This window comes from Paraburkholderia sp. BL10I2N1 (assembly GCF_004361815.1).
Taxonomy (GTDB): domain Bacteria; phylum Pseudomonadota; class Gammaproteobacteria; order Burkholderiales; family Burkholderiaceae; genus Paraburkholderia.
This window is the reverse complement of sequence record NZ_SNWA01000002.1, coordinates 1739853-1756515: the sequence shown is the minus strand read 5'-3', so window position 1 is coordinate 1756515 and position 16663 is coordinate 1739853. Positions and strand designations below refer to the sequence as shown.

Below are 16663 nucleotides of genomic sequence, written 5' to 3'. Positions count from 1 at the left end.
CACGCGCGCGAACATGCACTACCGAGTGTCGCCATCCGGGCGGTAGCCATCCGTTAACGTCTTCATGAATGCGATGATGTCCTCGATGTCTGCCTTGGTCATGGCGGGCACGTCGCCGCGCTTTCGATCGAACGGGGCGTCGCTCGTGTCGATGTTTGCACGGTATTGACGGGGTAAATCGTCATATTTGTTGACGTTACCGCGGGCATCGCGCGGATAGATTTTTGCCGGGTTGACGTCGCGCAGGTTGTAGAACACGAGCACCTGCTCGAGCGTCCGGTAGACGCCGTTATGAAAGAACGTGCTGCGCGTGGCGGCGTTGCGTAGCGTCGGCGTGAGGAACATTCCGCAGTATTGAGTCTGCGCCGAAAGATCCTTGCGGTAAGGGCCGCAAATGCCCATGTCGTAGAAGTGCGGATTCCGGTTCGCGGCCAGCTTCTGGTTGCGCGGCGGCCCGAGCGCTTCGTACTGGTCGTCGGTGAACAGCGGTGGCAGGCCGTCGCTGCTGGGCTTCGAAAGATGGCAACCGGCACAGTTGGCTTTTTTGGCATCGTTGAACAGATGCAGACCGCGCAATTCAGCCAGGGTGAGGCGCGCTTTCCCTTCGAGCCAGTAATCGTATTTGCTCGTGTAGGGGTGAAACGACGGATCCTCGATCTGATAGCGCGCCACAGCGAACATCGCCTCGGATAGCAGAAGCCGCCGATTCTCGAAGACGTTCTCTCCGAACAGCTGGGTGAAGAGCGTTCGGTAGGTGCCCCGCTCGAGTTTGACGGCGACGTCGTCGATGCGCCCGTTCGCCATCTCGGCAGGATCCAGCAACGGGCCAAAGGCCTGTGATTGCAGTGTATCGGCGCGACCGTCCCAGAAGAGGCCGCCTTGCGGCACCATCGCCGGGGCGGCGGGCGCCACGCCCGCGGTTTTCTGCGCGTGCACGGTACCACTGGCCTGTGCTGCAGCCTGGGTGAGATCGGCCGGTGTATCCGCATCTGCCTGATCGGGGCCGATGCTGAAATTCGGTTGACGGTACAGGTACATCAGCGATGGCGGCGCCCGGTCGCCTTCGAGCGTCATCGCTGGGCCGCCGAGCTGAACGGGGCGTGCATTCGGCGGACCGTACGAGTGCTGCGGGCTGTGGCACGACGCACACGACAGCCGGCCCGAAGCCGACAGCGTCTGATCGAAGAAGATCTGCTTGCCGAGCTGGGCCATCGCGCTCAATGGCGCCGTCGGTGGGCGCTGCAGGTGAATGGGGTGCGGATTCGCACCGCTCGCGTCGACGATCCTGTCGTCGTGTGCAGGCGCCGGCGGTTGAACCGGTTTAACCGGTTGCGCGTGCGCGAGTACCCACGCGCAAAGGCCAACGGGAAGGACGGCAACTGCGGTCGCCATTGAACCGAGCACGCGCCTGCGCAACGTTCGGGCTGTGATGCGGTTACGTGCTGCGGATTGCTCGTGTTCAGATGAGTGCATCGTATCGAAGGCAGGCCGACATGCGGTCTATCGGAGAAGTGGCCACAGCCCTGAAACAGCGGGGCTGTGGCCAACGCTTGTAATCTTCGCGCGGAGTGGTGTACTGCGCGTCAGAGGTGCGGAGGTGTATCGACGGGCAAGCCAGTGGCTGGGTCGAGGAAAAGCCTGGCGTCATGGCGGTCACCGCCGCGGCGGTTGAAATCAAACATGCCCATGATGCTGCCTGCCTTCGCGTCGAACGAACCGCCGCCGATGCGTTTGCCGTCAAGCCAGTTGTCTTCGATGAAGCGCACCACGGACGACTGATCGATCAGCGTATGGTCGACATGATTCTCCTTGGCCCACGGCGAGATCACGACGAACGGGATGCGTGTGCCCGGACCGCAGCGGCCGTTCACAGGTTTGCCGTTCAAGCCATCGGGGGCTGAGCCCGAGCCGCAGATACCGGGGGCGTTCAACTGGTCGGCGACCGGGTCGAACGAGGCGCTCGTCGGGCTCGCAAAGGCGTGGTCGTACCAGCCGTCCGAGTCATCCCAGGCTACGATGACTGCGGTGTCGCGCCAATCCCGCTGTTCTTGAAGGAAGTTGACAACCTTCGTGACGAACGCCTGCTCGTCGAGCGGATTGGAGTAGCCGGCGTGGCCGTCCTGAAAGGCCGGCGCCTTCAGGAAGCTCACCGACGGGAAATTGCCCGCGCGTACGGCATCGAAGAAATCGTCGGTATCGTACTGGTGATTGGCAGGGTCGACAGTTCCGCCTTTCGGTTCGTTGGTGTGTCCGATGGCCCACACGGAACTCGGGCGCAAATGTTTCGGGTTCGACGTCGACGCGTAATACTGGAACCAGTTGTGGTGCGGAATGTAGTCGGAAGTGGCGGCACCGACGACCGTCGACAGCGTGCTGCGCTTGCATCCCGTCGTTCCGTTGCCGTTCACGGTTGCAAGGTTGAAGCCGCCCATAAAGCCGCCCCACGAGATGTCCCGCGAGTTCAGCAGGTCGCCGATATTCTTGCCCGTCATCTGCGCGGAATCGGTCGTGCTCGAGCAGGTATCGTAGGCCGGATCGACGTCGTTGATCATCGTGAATCCACCCTGGCCGTCGTTCACGTAGTACGAACCAGCGACCGACGGTTGCTTCGTCGTCAGGACAACCTTCATGCCGTTGGTCTGTCCGGAGACGACTTCGAGCGCGCCTGGCGTCGACGGGCCATAGGTCGACGTGTAGGCGTTATCGCTCATCGCGAATTTTTGTGCGTAATTCCAGAACGCCGTGACCGTGTTGCCGTCGTAATAGCCCATCACCTGGCCCGTCGTACCGAACGCGCCGGCGCCGCCGCTCGTGCCGCGGCCCGTGTATTTCGGAAAGAGGTCCGCCGCGCCGTTGTCGTACGCCTGCTCCTCGGCCGTGTACGCATGGTTCTGGTCGGCCGTGGCCGCCTGCGTGCGATCGAGGCGGAACGGGTTGGCTGCGCCAGCGCCGTTGGCCGGATTCGTATAGTTAGGGTTCTGCGTGAGCAATGCACCCGACAGGCCGTTCACCTCAGGCGTACCGGCCATCGCATTGAAAGCGGGTTCTCCGGGCGGGTTCGTCGCATGCGGGTAGGTCGCGAAGTAATGATCGAACGACACGTTTTCGCCGTAGATCACGACCAGGTGCTTGATGGGTGTTGCGGTACGGGCTTCCTGCCGCCCGTGATCGGGCCGGTTCCAGTCCTGGTCTTCGCTGGCGCTCCATGCAACCGTCGACGCAAGTGCGGCGGCCGTGAGCGAAAAGAGGGCAATCTGACGCCAAGGCATTTTGTGGCTCCTAGTTGTGTTGCCAAGATAACCACGGCGCCCGGGAAAGGCTCATCTAAACCGCATCACAAATGCTGATCCCGATCGGACGAGAGACGGCTACGCGGTGGTCGGTTCGAAGAAGCGGGAGCCATTACAGCACCTACGTATGAATGCTTGGCGTCTGGAAGCTTTCAGATTATTTTCAATCGGTCCCTATCTGAACGTTGGGAGTATCAAGGTGGTAGCGCTGGAGGAAACGGCTCCCGAAGATTGCATCGGTAGCGCCGGTTCGACGCAAGGCAGGCGCTGCTTTTGCGCTTTTGCCGCGAAGGGAATAGATTGGATCGCGTTGGCATTTGTTGGCGGCGTTTGACCAACCCACTCCGTGTCGAGGTAGAGATGAAAGCGAATGGAATAAGGGCTTTGTTGACGATGGCTTGTATGGGTGTCGCGCTTTCGTCATACGCCCAGTCGAGCGATGTCACGCCAGGCGGCGAGATGTCGTCGGGAGCGGCCACTGAGAAGAGCCCTGCGCAGTCCGATCGCGCACTTGCACGCGCAGTTCGTCACGCCTTGGGAAGGGCTCAGGGGTTTGACGTATCGGGTGTCTTTGTCCGCGCGCGCGGTGGCGCGGTGACGCTGAGCGGTACGGTTCGTAACAGTGATCAGATTGCTCAGGCGGAGCGGGTCGCCCGCGCGGTTCAAGGGGTGAACTCAGTTTCGAACAAGTTGACGCTGTTTCATGGTGGGAATGGGTAGTTGTGGGTGCAGTGACGGTGTGAATGCGTCGTGCTTGGGCGGGCTTTGGGCCAGCTCCGTCGAGGTTTTGCACAAGCCCGGTGTCTGTTGCAATCGCTTGCTGGATGTCCGCTGCCGGGACCGCGCCGCTTCTCCCTATGCCGTTTCCGCGCCTGAACATCCGCAGCCGGCGTGATGAGCGTGGCCGGCGTTGCTGTCGTCCCATGCCGAACCGAGAATGATCTGGCAGAAATTCAGGCGCTTGTAGGTCGGATCACGAAGTTCGAGGACATCTGCCTTGACGTTGCCGAACGTGGTTTCGGGCTTACTGATCGTGCCGTGTGCAAACGCGTCGATGATGTCGTTCTTGAAGGTCTGCTCGCGCGGATGGGCGGCAACAACCTGGATCCGTTGTTCTTCGCTGAATTCTTGATAGGCGAGGCCGAGCACGTCCATCTCGACACCCGCGGTCACCAGCGCGACAACCGGCTTCATATGTTCGGGCACGCCTGGCGTCGTATGCAACGCGATGGACATCCACACCTGCTCGATGTCGTATTCGTTCGCGCCGTACTGTTTGAGGAAGTCGCGCGCTGCGTTCGCGCCATCGACTTCGAAGCGGTTCGTCGGGCTACTGTACGCATCGACGAGGCCCATGTCATGAAACATTGCGCCGATATACAACAGCTCCGGGTCGTACTTGAGCTTCTTGCGTTCACCCGCCAGCGCACCGAACAGAAACACACGGCGGGAATGGTTGTAGAGCAGGTCCGGCTCGGTGTCGCGCACCAGTTCAGTGGCCGCCCGCGCCATGATGCTGTCGGGTATCTTGATGCCTGCGATGGTGGTAGTCATTTCATTTTTCCTCGATAGGAGACGGCAGGTTGAGTGAATCGTGAGCGAGCGCCGTCACCGTCGACAGTGAAGCGACGCGACGCCAATGGGACTCCGCTGTTCAGGTGAAGAAGCCCGATGAAACTGGATCGCTCGCGGGAAACGTCAGCATTAGTGACTCGTCCAGCTGACGTTCCTGACGTTCAAGCTCAGCGTGTTCTGGAAACTGCCTGAAACGGGCGCTGAGCAGGTCGCTCGAAAGAGACGGAGCAGCGATCAGGGGGTGTTCGACAGTCCGGCTCATGGTGTCCTTCCAGGTGAGTGTCGATGGACACCAGTATTGGCGAACACCCCTCGGCGGACAACGAATAAGGACCGTTGAAGAGTGCCAACGGTACGCGATTTTCTGCCATGTCCACGTCGCGGCGCATTTGACCTCCACTGTCCATGTTTTCCAGAACAGTCCGGGCGACTGCGGCGCTATCGAGCGTGAAACGGGAATGAAGGAACAGGAGGGAGAGTGCCGACTTTCCCGACGAACGCAGGAAAGTCAGCAGCAGAGGAAGCGTTACTTGACCGCGCCAAGCGCCAGCCCTTTAACCAGATAGCGCTGCAGCCAGGCAAAGACCACGGAAACCGGCAACGTAGCGCACAAGGTGGCGGCCATCACCAGGTGCCACTGAACCACATACTTGCCGGCAACCATATCGGTCACCTGCACGGTTAGCGTCTTGTTTTCCGGCGACCGGATAAGCGTATAGACAACAGCAAACTCATTCCACGCATTGATGAACGTAAAGATCGCGGTCACGACGATCGCAGGCACAGCCAGCGGCAGGAACACCTTGAAAACCGCCTTCGTCCGGCTACACCCCTCGAGCCACGCGGACTCCTCGAGGTCACGCGGTACGGTCTGGAAATACGAGGAAAGCATCCACACGGCGAAAGCGATATTGAACGCCGCATAGGAAACAATGACCCCGATCTTCGAGTCGACAAGATTGCCGTCACCATAGGGGATCATCGCCGCCAGCCGGAACAGCCCGACCACCAGCAGGATCGGCGACAGCATCTGCGTCACGAGCAAAAACTGGCGGTACACACCACGCCCGCGAAACGGAAAGCGGGCAAGCGCATAAGCTGCCGGCAAGCTGACCGACAGCGCCAGCGCGGTGGAAAGCAGACTGATCACCGTGCTATTGCGCAGCGCGACGCCAAAATTCGCCGCGGTCCACATGTCGACGAAGTTCTCCCAGCGCCACTGTACCGGCAGCCAACGCGCCGGGTACACAAAGATCTCCTCAGCAGGCTTCAAGGCAGTGAAGAACATCACCGCAAACGGAAAGAGGATCACAACAACGAGCGGCGACAGCGCGAGCCAGCACCACAAGGAGCGTTTCATCTTGAGGTTCATGCGGCTTCTCCCGACGACTTCGGCTGGATGCGCAGATACACCATCGAAAACACAAACAGCATGACCAGCATGATGAGCGAAACGGCTGCCGCTTCGCCCGGCCGACCCAGCCGGAAACCAAGCTCATACAGATACGTGACGAGAATATGCGTGCCGTTATCCGGTCCGCCCTGCGTCATGACCCAGATGATCGGAAACGAATTGAAAACGTAGATCACGTTCAGCAGGATCGCCATGTTGATGAACGGCCGCATCAACGGCAGCGTCAGCTTGCGAAACTGCTGCCACGCGCTGGCGCCGTCGATGCGCGCCGCTTCGTAAATATCGCCCGGCACCGACGAAAGTCCGCCAAGCAGAATGGTCACCGTAAACGGAATCGACACCAGAACGCCGACGGCGATTTCCACCGGGAACGCCAGCTCAGGCGTCGCCAGCCAGTGGATCGGGCCGGCAATCAGCCCTAGACGATGGAGCGTGACGTTGACCATGCCGTAATCGTCGTTGAACGCCCAGCGCCAGACGACGGCCGTCATCGTGAGCGAAACGGACCACGGCAGCATGATGATCGTGCGTGCCACGCCGCGGCCATGGAAATCCTGATTGAGCACCAGTGCGACCGGCACCGAGATCAGCACCGTGCCGCCCACGACGAACAGCGTCCATACGACCGTCCGTCGCATGGCATCCAGGAACGCTGGATCGTCGAAGATCGTGAAGAAATTTCTCAGGCCCGTAAAGTCACGGATCGCGCCAAAGCGCGACACCTCGTGTAGCGACTGGTACACGATGTTGAAAATCGGATAGCTGATGATGAAGAGCGCCAGGATGAGGCTTGGCACAATCAGCAACCAGGGCGCCGGTGGGCGCAGAGAAGCAGGACGGCTCATGCGTGCTCGTTCAGAAGAGGCGCCGGCGACGATCAAGAATCATGCCGGCGCGTCAGAATGGGCCGATCAAGACCGGACCCATGCGAGAGTCGAAGACAGGACAACAACAGCGGCCGGAACAGCGCCGCATGGGCCGCGCTCAGGGCATCAGCCCAGGAAGCGCTCAGGTTCGCGCGTGGCCCCTTGCATCAATGACCCAGCGCCTTGTTCGCCTGCGTGGCGGCTTCGCTGAGCGCATCCGCCGGTTTCGCCTTGCCAAGGTAGACCGACTGCATCGAATTGGTGACCGCCTTCGCCGTATCTTCCCAGCCCGTTACTGTCGGCGCGAAGTGGGCCGTCGGCAGCAGCGCGATGAACGCCTTCGTGTCAGGATCGTTGAACACCGGATCCGTTGCCTCGGCCTTCGTCGTCGGCAGGAAGCCTTCCGTGCTCGTGAACTCGACGCGCGGTTCCTTCGTGAACAGATAGTCGAGGAACTTCCACGCGTCCTTCTTCACCTTGGAGTTCTTGAACATCACGATCGAATCGGTCACCGCATACGTTGCAGGCGTGGTGGCGACAGGCACCGGATCGATACCGTACTTGAGATTCGGTGCTTCCTTCTTGATCTGCTTCGCAAGGAACGGCGCGGAGATGACCATCGCGACGCGGCCCTGCTTGAAGAGGTTCTGCACGTCTTCGCGGCTGTAGCCGGTGACGCCCGGCTGCGTGAGGCCTTCGTCGATCATCGTCTTGTACAGCGTCGCGGCCTTGATGCCGGCCGGTGAACTGAACGCCGCCTTGCCGTCCTTGCCGACCACATCGCCGCCGTGCGTCCACAGCGCGTAGTAGTAGTACACGTCGGTTTCGATTTCCTTGCCCTGCAGGCCAAAGCCGGCGACACCCTTCGCCTTCAGTTTCTTCGAGGCGTCGACCACGTCATTCCACGTCTTCGGGCCGTTCGGATAGCCGACCGACGCGAGCAGGTCCTTGTTGTAGTAGAGCGCACGCGCCGATGCGGCGATCGGCAGGCCATACGTCTTGCCGTTGATCTGCCCCGGGGCGAGGAACGGGCCGATGAAGCGGCCCTTGAACGCGGCGTCCATGTAGCCGTCGAGCGGCTCGGCGACGTCGTCCTTCACGAAATCGAGCAGCCAGCGGGTGCCCACGATAGCCAGGTCGGCGTTGGCGTTGCCGGAAATGTCCGTTTGCAGCTTCTGTTGCAGCGTGTCCCAGTTCACGTCTTCGATCTTGATCGTCGTGCCGGGATTGGCCTTCTCGAAGTTCTTCGCCATCTTCTCGAAGTACGGTGCGGTAGCGTCGCTGTAGTGGGCGACGGTCACGCGGACCGTATCGGCGTGCGCTGCCGTAGCGATACCTGCGACCGCGAGCGCAACGGCCAGCTTGCCGAGCGCAATTGAAGCACGTGCATGCAACGACATTTTCGTCTCTCCTGGGGTGGTCTGCCGCCGTAGCCGGCTGCTGGGTTTGGATTGTTTGAAAAAATCCTACAGGACGAAAAAATAGTTGTCACGTAGGGTTCACCATATTTTTTATCTGAGCCGTTCCCGCATAATATGCTGTAAAGAAGGCATATTTTGTGCGGTGCAAGACAGATGAGGCAGCGCTGTTCACGGGAAAAGATCATCGTGAAACTGCCTTTTTGTTGGAAACTTACAGGCGGGTCGGGCTAAAAGCAACGGCCCACAAGGGCCTCTGCCGGGTGACTTTGCTGCATGTGGCGGGCAGCAATCAGGGAGAAGAACAGGGCGGGCGGCGCGGCGCGCATCGAGGGAGACGGCCGCAAGGCAACACATCGACGAGGACGGACATGAATCGCGTGGTCTTGGTAACGGGTGCCTGTGGCGGAATCGGCAGGGTGTTATGCAGACGCTTCGTGGAGCAGGGCGACACGGTGCTGGCGCTCGATATCGACGCAACTGCCCTTGCCGCGCTCAGGGATGAACTCGGCGCGAGCCATCTGACGCCGGTGGCGGTCGATATCGGCGACGCAGCAGCGGTTCGCGACGCGGTCGCGCAGGCGGTGCAGCAGCGCGGCCCGGTCGACGTGCTGGTCGCGAACGCAGGCGCAGCGGAGGGCCTGACGCTCGCCACCACAGATGCCGCCAGCTGGCATCGCGACGTTCACCTCAATCTGAACGGCACGTATCACACGGTGGAAGCCGTCCGCGCGTCGATGATCGAGCGTCAGCGCGGCGTGCTCGTGCTGTGTGCCCGGGAACGGTGAAGACGCAGGCGTGGCAGGCGCGCGTCGACAAGAACCCGCAGGTGTTCGCGAGGCGCTGAAGAAGTGGTATCCGCTGCGCGACTTCGCGACTCCCGACGATATCGCCGACGCGGTGCTGTTCCTGGCGTCGCCGATGGCGCGGGTGATCACCGGCGTGGCGTTGCCGGTCGACGGCGGTCTGATGGCTGGCAACCGGCTGATGGCCGAGGAACTGACGCTCGAACAGATTTGAGCGGGCGGGCCGGAACAGGCCAGAGCGGGCCGGAACAAGCGTGAGCGGCGCTGAAAAGCGCACGATGAAAGCATGAACGTCGCGCAGCGCGTGCGGCGCTTTCGATCTGAAGAGGGCAGCATGGCAGCAGTGCAACTGAACGGGATTTTCAAGCGCTACGGCGATACGCAGGTCGTGCACGGCATCGACCTCGATATCGACGATGGCGAATTCGTCGTGCTGGTGGGGCCTTCGGGCTGCGGCAAGAGCACGCTGATGCGCATGGTCGCGGGCCTTGAGGAAATCAGCGGCGGCGATCTGATGATCGGCGGCAAGCGCGCCAATGCGCTCGCGCCGCAGGAGCGCAATATTTCGATGGTGTTCCAGAGCTACGCGCTCTATCCGCATCTGTCGGTGTACGACAATATCGCGTTCGGTCCGCGCATCCGCAAGGAATCGGCGGAGCGGTTCAAGCCGCGCATCGAGGCGGCGGCGAAGATGCTGAACCTCGGCGGGTATCTCGACCGTCTGCCGCGTGCCCTGTCCGGCGGGCAACGGCAGCGCGTGGCGATGGGCCGCGCGGTGGTGCGCGAGCCGTCGCTGTTCCTGTTCGACGAACCGCTGTCGAACCTCGATGCGAAGCTGCGCGTGCAGATGCGCACTGAGATCAAGGCGTTGCATCAACGTCTGAAAAATACGGTGATCTACGTCACGCACGACCAGATCGAAGCGATGACGATGGCCGACCGGATCGTCGTGATGAACGCGGGGCGTATCGAACAGATCGGCCGTCCGCTGGAACTGTACGACCGGCCCGCGAACCTCTTTGTCGCGAGCTTCCTCGGCTCGCCGTCGATGAACTTCGCGGAAGGCACGATCGTGCAGGGTGACCGCGGCCTCGCGCTGGCGTTGCCGGACGATCATGTGATTTCTCTGCCGGATGAAGCGAAGACATTGACCGCACCGGGTGCGCGCGTGACGCTCGGCATCCGGCCGGAGCATATCGAAGCCGGAGCGGACGCTCAGCCGGGCGTGACGATGGAAGTCGAAGTCGTCGAGCCGACTGGCGCAGAGACGCACCTGTACGGGACAATCGGCGGCAGTTCGTGGTGTGTCACGACCCGCCAGCGCTCGAAGATCGAGCCTGGCCAGCGTGTGACGCTCGGGCTGCCCGCTCAACATCTGCATCTGTTCGATACGGAGAGTGGCCGCAGGCTTGCCTGAATCCGCGTGCTGTCGTTGCCGTGAACGTGCTGACAGAACGCGGAGTCTTTAACCCAACTGGAACACACGGGTGTCCGCTCCGAACCTGATTCCCCACATCCGCAACGCGCTCGCGTCGCTGCGGCCTGCTGAGCGCAAGGTCGCCGACATGGTGCTGAGCGACGTCGACTTCGCGATGCGCGCGAGCATCACCGAACTCGCGCAGCGCGCCGACGTGTCGGAGCCTTCCGTCACTCGCTTTTGTCGGGCGGTTGGCGCGCATGGATTGCGCGACTTCAAGATGCTGCTCGCGCAGAGCGTGGCGGGCGGATTGCCGTATGCGTCGACGGCCGTTGCGCGTGACGACGATATCCAGACTCTCTTCGACAAGGTCAGTGAGGCCGCCGTGCAAGGCATTACGCACGCGCGCGGGGCGCTCGAACCATCAGCCGTGGAGGCGGCGATCTCGGCGATTGCGACCGCGCGGCGCGTGTATTTGTTTGGCGTCGGTTCGGGGTCGGGGCTTGCGGTGCAGGACGCGGCACTGCGCTTTCTGCGGCTCGACATTGCGGCCAGCGCCTTTACCGACGGTCATCTGCAACGCCTGTACGCGGGCTTGATGGAGCCGGGCGACGTCGCCTTTGCGATTTCGCATTCGGGGCGCAGCGTCGAAGTGAACGAGAGCATCCAGATCGCGAAGGAGCGCGGCGCGACCACCATCGGGCTCACGAATGTCGGCTCGCGGCTTGCATGGCTCGTCGATATTCCGTTGCTGCTGCGTGTGCCGACTCCGATCGACCCGAACACGCCGGGCGTATCGCGGCTCGTGCATCTGTGCATCATGGATGCGCTCGCGATCGGCGTCGCGCTGCGCCTCGGACCGAAGACGCTGGAGAAAATGCGGCACGCCAAGGCGCGGCTGTCGCAGGAGCAGGAGCCGACGCCTGCTCCTGGTGACACGCCCTGAGCCTTAGTCAACGGCCGCCAGCAGACTTGCCTTGCGCCGACGTCGCGCGATCATGCGCACGGCGAGTAGGCAGACGATCACCACCGCAAACGACATCACCGTTGTCGTAGTGCCGAGCGCATAGATCACCGGCGTCGTCACTGACGTCGTCAGTCCCTGCAATTCCAGCGGCAACGTATTGGCATCGCCGATTGCCTGCGACGTCCGCGCGATCTCGTCCCACGACAGCGTAAAGCCGAACATCCCGACACCGATCACCGACGCCCCGATGATCGGCAATACGACGTGCAGGAACTGCTGCCACGGCGTCGCGCCGAGATCGCGCGCCGCTTCTTCCCAACCGCTGTTAAAGCGGTTGAATACGGCAAACATCACCAGCAGGCCGAACGGCAACGTCCAGGTGAGATGCGCGCCCAGCGCCGATGTATAGAGTCCCATCGATGTCGTATAGCTGTCCGCGAAGCTGCTCCAGCCTACCGCGTTGGCGAGCGTTTTCACGCCCATGTCGAGCAGCCGGAACGTCAGCCCGATGCCGAGCGATACGATGATCGAAGGCATGATCAGGCTTGCGATGCTCATATAGAACACCGCGCCATCGCCGAGGAAACGCCGGCGAAAGGCGAGACCGGCCATCAGCGAGAACACGACGGTCAGCACCATCGTCACCAGCGCGAGCTTCATCGAGCGGGCAAAGGCCCCCCAAATGTCGACCTCGCCGACTCCCCGACTCAGCTGCCTGAACCAGTGAAGCGAGACGCCGCGCATCGGGAATGTCAAGCCGCCTTCGGGACCCTGAAACGACAGGATGAAAATGGTGATGGTCGGCCCATAGAGAAACAGCACGAACAGGGCGAACAGCGCTGAAAGCCAGTAGAAGCTCGCAGGACGTCGGTCGCGCCGCAAGACTGTGGCAGCGGTCATTTAAAGCTCCTTGCGAATATCGACGAGACGCGTGAGCGCCCAGATCATCATCAGCACGATGGCGAGCAGCACCATCGCATTGGCGGCGGCGGCCGGGAACTGCAGATAAGACGTCTGCACCTGAATGATCTTGCCCACCGATGCGATCTGCTGGCCGCCCATTACACCCACGGTCAGAAAATCGCCCATCACGATCGTCACGACGAAGATCGAACCGATGATCACGCCCGTCTTCGACAGCGGCAGCACCACACGCCAGAGAATCTGCCAGCCGTTTGCACCGGCATCGCGTGCGGCCTCGATCAGGGAGCGGTCGATGCGCATCATCGCGTTGAAGATCGGCACGATCATGAAGAACGTGAACAGATGCACGAACGCCAGCACGACGGCGAAGTCGGAATACAGCAACCAGTCGAGCGGCCTGTCGACGAGACGCGTACCGACCAGCGCCTGATTGACGAGCCCGTTGCGCCCGAGCAGCGGCATCCACGAAATCATGCGGATCACGTTCGAGGTCCAGAACGGAATCGTACAGACCATGAAGAGCAGCGTCTGCATGCGCACCGTGCGCACGTGAAACGCGAGGAACCATGCGATCGAGAAGCCGAGCACGAGCGTGACGGCCCACACGATCACGCAGAAGCGCAGCGTCGACCAATAGGTCTTCAGCGTCACGCAGACGTTGGTCAGCGAGCCGCAGCCGTCGAAGATCGCCTGATAGTTCTTGAACGTGAACGCTGGAATGATCTCGTACTCATTGAAGTTCCAGAAACTCACGACGAGCGTCATCACGAGCGGCACGATGAAGAACAGCAGGAACGCGAGTGTGAGCGGCGCGGCCTGCCACCACGCGGAACGCCGCGCCTTGCGGCGTTCGCGTGCGGCAGGCCCGGCGGCGATCGGGTTGGGAAGCGTGGCCATCGCGTTGTCCTTGCCTGAATGACCTGAGTGAAATGAAAAAGAGCGGCACGGCCCGCGCGGGCCGCTTCACAGGCGCGGCGATCAAGCCGCGATGAACTCGTTCCATTTCTGGACCATGTAGATGTTCTCGTCCATCACAGCGTTCCAGCATGCGATAGCGCCCATGCGCGTCTGATAGGAGCCGCCGTCGCGAACGGTGCCGACTTTCTCGAGCAATTGGCCGTCCGGCGCCTTGATCTCCTGCGTCGCGGGTTTGCCTTCGATCCAGTAGTCCCACTCGAACGGCTGCATATGCTGGCGCGCCGTTTCGAGCACGGCGGCGTAATAGCCCTGACGCATCAGATACGCGCCGGCCCAGCCGTCGAGGAACCAGTTGATGAACTGATAGGCCGCATCGAGCTTGCGGCCCTGCAACGTGCGCGGCAGCCCAAAGCCCGAAGCCCACGCGCGATAGCCTTCTTTCAGCGGCTGGAACGTACACGGCACACCCATCGTGCGAACCTTGGTCACGGCCGGCGACCACATCGACTGGATCACGACTTCGCCGGAGGCCATGAGGTTCACGCTCTCGTTGAAGTCGCGCCAGAACGCACGAAACTGGCCCGCGTGTTTCGCTTCGATCAGCGCGGCGATGGTGCCGTCGATCTCGGGCTTCGTCATGTTGCCCTTGTCGCCGTACTTCATCTTGCCGCTGGCTTCGAGCGCCATCGCGGCGTCCATGATGCCGATCGACGGGATGTTCAGGAGGGCGGCCTTGCCCTTGAACTGCGGGTTCAGCAGATCGGCCCACGTGTTCACCGGGCGCTTGATCAGGTCGGGCCGGATGCCGAGCGTGTCGGCGTTGTAGGTGGTCGGGATCAGCGTCATCCACTCAGTGGGCGTCGACGAAAACTGCGTCGAATGCTGGTCCGTCAGGAACATGACCTTTTTGGGCGCGGTGCCCTGGTCGCCGATCTTCTTGCCGCCGATCTCGCCACGCGTGAGCACCGGCGTGATCTTGTCCGCGTACTTGATCTTCTTTGCGTCCAGACCGACGAGCGTGCCTGACGGGATCAGCTTTTTCAGCGAGAAGTATTCAGTGTCGGCGATATCGAACGAATTCGGCTGCGTAATGATGCGCTTGGTGACGTCGTCGGTGGTGAGCGGGATGTACTGGATTTCGATGCCCGTGTCTTCCTTGAACTTCTTCGCGATGTCGGCGCTCTGGTTCACGGCAGTGCCGAGATAGCGCAGTGTGATCTTTTCCTGCGCATGCACGTAGGGGAAGCCAGCGATGCCGGCGGCCGCGACCGCGCCTTTCAGGAACGTGCGGCGCGAAAGGCAGCGGTGTTCGGTGGTGGTGGTTGCGGTCGTTGCGGTGTCATGGACGGCCGTGGCGGCGTCGGCTTCCACGCGGGCGTCCGTTGTTTTCTTGTCGCTCATGGCGAAGGCTCCTCGTTGCGTTTGTAGTGCATTCAAAGAAAGACGGCTGGATATGACGTGTTTCAGGCTGATGGGTCAGATCGGTCAGGCGGCAAGCGCATGCGCGTGCGCCTCGCTCCACCACACGACGACGCGCGCGCCGACCTGCATCCGTGCGACGTCGTAATCGGCATCGCCGACGAGCGCGATCAGTTCGCGGTCGCCGTCGACGGTGGTGAGACTCATGCGGACATGTGTGCCGTGGTACTCGGTGGCGGCGACACGACACGGCACGCCGCCGATGCGGCTCATGCCTTCAGGACCGCCCTGCACGGGCACAGTGCCGTGCGGCGCGACGCGCAACTGGTCGGCGCGCACGGTGATCGTCTCTTTGCCGGATGGGATCACGTTGTGCGCGCCGAGAAAGCGTGCGACGAATTCGGTGCGCGGCCGGTTGAACACTTCGTGCGGCGTGCCGGCCTGTTCGATCCTACCTCCGTTCATCACGACGACCAGATCGGCGAGCGCGAGCGCTTCTTCCTGCGAATGCGTGACGTGCACGAAGGTGATGCCGAGTTCTTTCTGCCAGCGCTTGAGTTCGGCCCGCATCTGCACGCGCAGGAACGGATCGAGCGCGGAAAGCGGTTCATCGAGCAACAGGCAGCGCGGCTGGTTGAGCAAGGCACGCGCTAACGCCACACGCTGCTGTTGACCGCCCGATAGCTGCGCCGGTTTGCGATGCGCATAAGCGCCCATCGACACCAGCTCCAGCAGCGCTTTCGCACGTTGTTCACGCTCTTCACGCCCGACACCGCGCATGCGCAGGCTGAAGGCGACGTTGTCGAGCGCGGAAAGGTGCGGGAAAAGCGCATAGTGCTGGAACACCATCGCCGTGCCGCGTTGTGCGGGTTCCAGCAGCGTCACGTTGCGGTTGCCGATCAGGACATCGCCGTCGTTGACGGTCTCGTGACCGGCGATCATCCGCAGCGTCGTGGTCTTGCCGCAGCCGGAAGGTCCCAGCAGACAGCAATAGCTGCCGCCCTCGATAACGAGGTCGAGACGGTCTACGGCGACGCTGTCGCCATAGCTCTTCGTCACGTGGACGAGTTCGATCTGCGACCGCGCGTGCGATCTTGAAGACGTCGGCGATGAGAGCGGGGCGGGCACGTTACACCTCTTCTGTTGAATGGGCGTCGCAACAGCACGCCGGATTGCGGATCGAGTACCGCCGCGCCGAAATCGAAATTCAGGCGTTGCACGTGGCCGACCGCGTTGCCTTCGCTATCCGCGACGCAGATGAAGGTCGTGTCGCTGCCTTGAGGTTGCGCTGCGCGCGGGAGTTTCGTTCGGGTTGTGCATGCATTGACGTGCGCGGGAGCGCGAATCGCGGTCCTTCAGCCATGTCTGGTCCGGAATGTGATCGAGGATTGCCCTGTAGAGCGCTACGTCGCGCAGCATGAGATGGGTCCGCTCGTCGGCGCCCTCAGTGGTCGTAATGGGAGCGATTACGCAAGGTTTATGCCGATGCTGGCTTATGCTTGCTGGCACTGGATTGGAGCGCTGTCCTGATGCTCGCCAGGCAAGGGTGGCTGCACCACGCCGCTGCATGGCGCTTCAGGGCGGTGCGTGCGCGCCGGCCGGGCTGGTCGCGATTGTCGCTTGTGTGGATGTGAGCGACGTGCCTGGTG

15 protein-coding genes and 1 pseudogene are annotated in these 16663 nt (G+C 61.9%); 4 read left to right on the top strand and 12 right to left on the bottom strand.

Translation table 11 applies throughout. The features are described from left to right. Window positions 1-18 precede the first annotated feature (18 nt). Window positions 19-1392, bottom strand: coding sequence for a cytochrome c peroxidase (locus tag B0G77_RS29930; RefSeq protein ID WP_243751273.1), 1374 nt, complete (start codon window positions 1390-1392; stop codon window positions 19-21). Between the two features lie 191 nt (window positions 1393-1583). Continuing rightward, window positions 1584-3269, bottom strand: coding sequence for an alkaline phosphatase family protein (locus B0G77_RS29925; RefSeq protein ID WP_133665505.1), 1686 nt, complete (start codon window positions 3267-3269; stop codon window positions 1584-1586). A gap of 381 nt (window positions 3270-3650) precedes the next feature. Here B0G77_RS29925 and B0G77_RS29920 point away from each other — a divergent pair, with 381 nt between their 5' ends. Further along, entirely contained in the window at window positions 3651-4010 is a 360-nt protein-coding gene (locus B0G77_RS29920; protein ID WP_133665504.1) for a BON domain-containing protein, read from the top strand. Between the two features lie 135 nt (window positions 4011-4145). Here the strand turns inward: B0G77_RS29920 and B0G77_RS29915 are convergent, their stop codons facing one another. The 5 genes from B0G77_RS29915 to B0G77_RS29895 all read right to left on the bottom strand — a co-directional run bounded on the left by B0G77_RS29915 (window position 4146) and on the right by B0G77_RS29895 (window position 8545). Then, window positions 4146-4844 (bottom strand): HD domain-containing protein, encoded by a 699-nt coding sequence (locus B0G77_RS29915; RefSeq protein WP_133665503.1) that lies wholly within the window; start codon window positions 4842-4844, stop codon window positions 4146-4148. Between the two features lie 100 nt (window positions 4845-4944). Further along, the gene (locus tag B0G77_RS29910; protein WP_133665502.1) at window positions 4945-5127 is read right to left on the bottom strand and encodes a hypothetical protein; all 183 of its coding nucleotides are present in this window, start codon (window positions 5125-5127) and stop codon (window positions 4945-4947) included. Window positions 5128-5391: 264 nt separating this feature from the next. Beyond that, complete coding sequence (locus B0G77_RS29905; RefSeq protein WP_133665501.1) at window positions 5392-6237, bottom strand: carbohydrate ABC transporter permease; 846 nt, start codon at window positions 6235-6237, stop codon at window positions 5392-5394. Continuing rightward, entirely contained in the window at window positions 6234-7124 is an 891-nt protein-coding gene (locus B0G77_RS29900) for a sugar ABC transporter permease (protein ID WP_133665500.1), read from the bottom strand. The genes B0G77_RS29905 and B0G77_RS29900 overlap by 4 nt, the downstream gene beginning before the upstream one ends. Before the next feature lie 188 nt (window positions 7125-7312). Beyond that, window positions 7313-8545, bottom strand: coding sequence for a sugar ABC transporter substrate-binding protein (locus tag B0G77_RS29895; RefSeq protein ID WP_133665499.1), 1233 nt, complete (start codon window positions 8543-8545; stop codon window positions 7313-7315). Between the two features lie 389 nt (window positions 8546-8934). Here B0G77_RS29895 and B0G77_RS29890 point away from each other — a divergent pair. From B0G77_RS29890 to B0G77_RS29880, 3 genes and pseudogenes are all read left to right on the top strand, one after another. After that, window positions 8935-9583, top strand: a pseudogene (locus B0G77_RS29890) (SDR family oxidoreductase). Window positions 9584-9703: 120 nt separating this feature from the next. Then, window positions 9704-10786 carry a sn-glycerol-3-phosphate ABC transporter ATP-binding protein UgpC gene (gene ugpC, locus B0G77_RS29885; RefSeq protein WP_133666938.1) on the top strand — a complete coding sequence of 361 codons (1083 nt, stop codon included), beginning with the start codon at window positions 9704-9706 and terminating at the stop codon, window positions 10784-10786. A gap of 70 nt (window positions 10787-10856) precedes the next feature. Beyond that, window positions 10857-11732 carry a MurR/RpiR family transcriptional regulator gene (locus B0G77_RS29880; RefSeq protein WP_133665498.1) on the top strand — a complete coding sequence of 292 codons (876 nt, stop codon included), beginning with the start codon at window positions 10857-10859 and terminating at the stop codon, window positions 11730-11732. A gap of 3 nt (window positions 11733-11735) precedes the next feature. Here the strand turns inward: B0G77_RS29880 and B0G77_RS29875 are convergent, their stop codons facing one another. The 5 genes from B0G77_RS29875 to B0G77_RS29855 form a co-directional block, all read right to left on the bottom strand. Further along, on the bottom strand, window positions 11736-12653 hold the full coding sequence (locus B0G77_RS29875) for an ABC transporter permease (RefSeq protein WP_133665497.1): 918 nt from the start codon (window positions 12651-12653) through the stop codon (window positions 11736-11738). Then, the gene (locus B0G77_RS29870) at window positions 12654-13574 is read right to left on the bottom strand and encodes an ABC transporter permease (protein ID WP_133665496.1); all 921 of its coding nucleotides are present in this window, start codon (window positions 13572-13574) and stop codon (window positions 12654-12656) included. An 81-nt stretch (window positions 13575-13655) separates the two neighbouring features. Beyond that, a complete protein-coding gene (locus B0G77_RS29865; RefSeq protein ID WP_133665495.1) occupies window positions 13656-14996 on the bottom strand; it encodes an extracellular solute-binding protein in 1341 nt (446 codons plus the stop codon). Window positions 14997-15080: 84 nt separating this feature from the next. After that, window positions 15081-16142, bottom strand: a complete 1062-nt coding sequence (locus B0G77_RS29860) for an ABC transporter ATP-binding protein (protein ID WP_133665494.1) — start codon at window positions 16140-16142, stop codon at window positions 15081-15083. After that, window positions 16070-16360: a gamma-glutamyltransferase gene (locus B0G77_RS29855; protein ID WP_133666937.1), complete on the bottom strand. Its 291-nt coding sequence runs from the start codon at window positions 16358-16360 to the stop codon at window positions 16070-16072. Before B0G77_RS29855 ends, B0G77_RS29860 begins: the two co-directional genes overlap by 73 nt. Window positions 16361-16663: the final 303 nt, after the last annotated feature.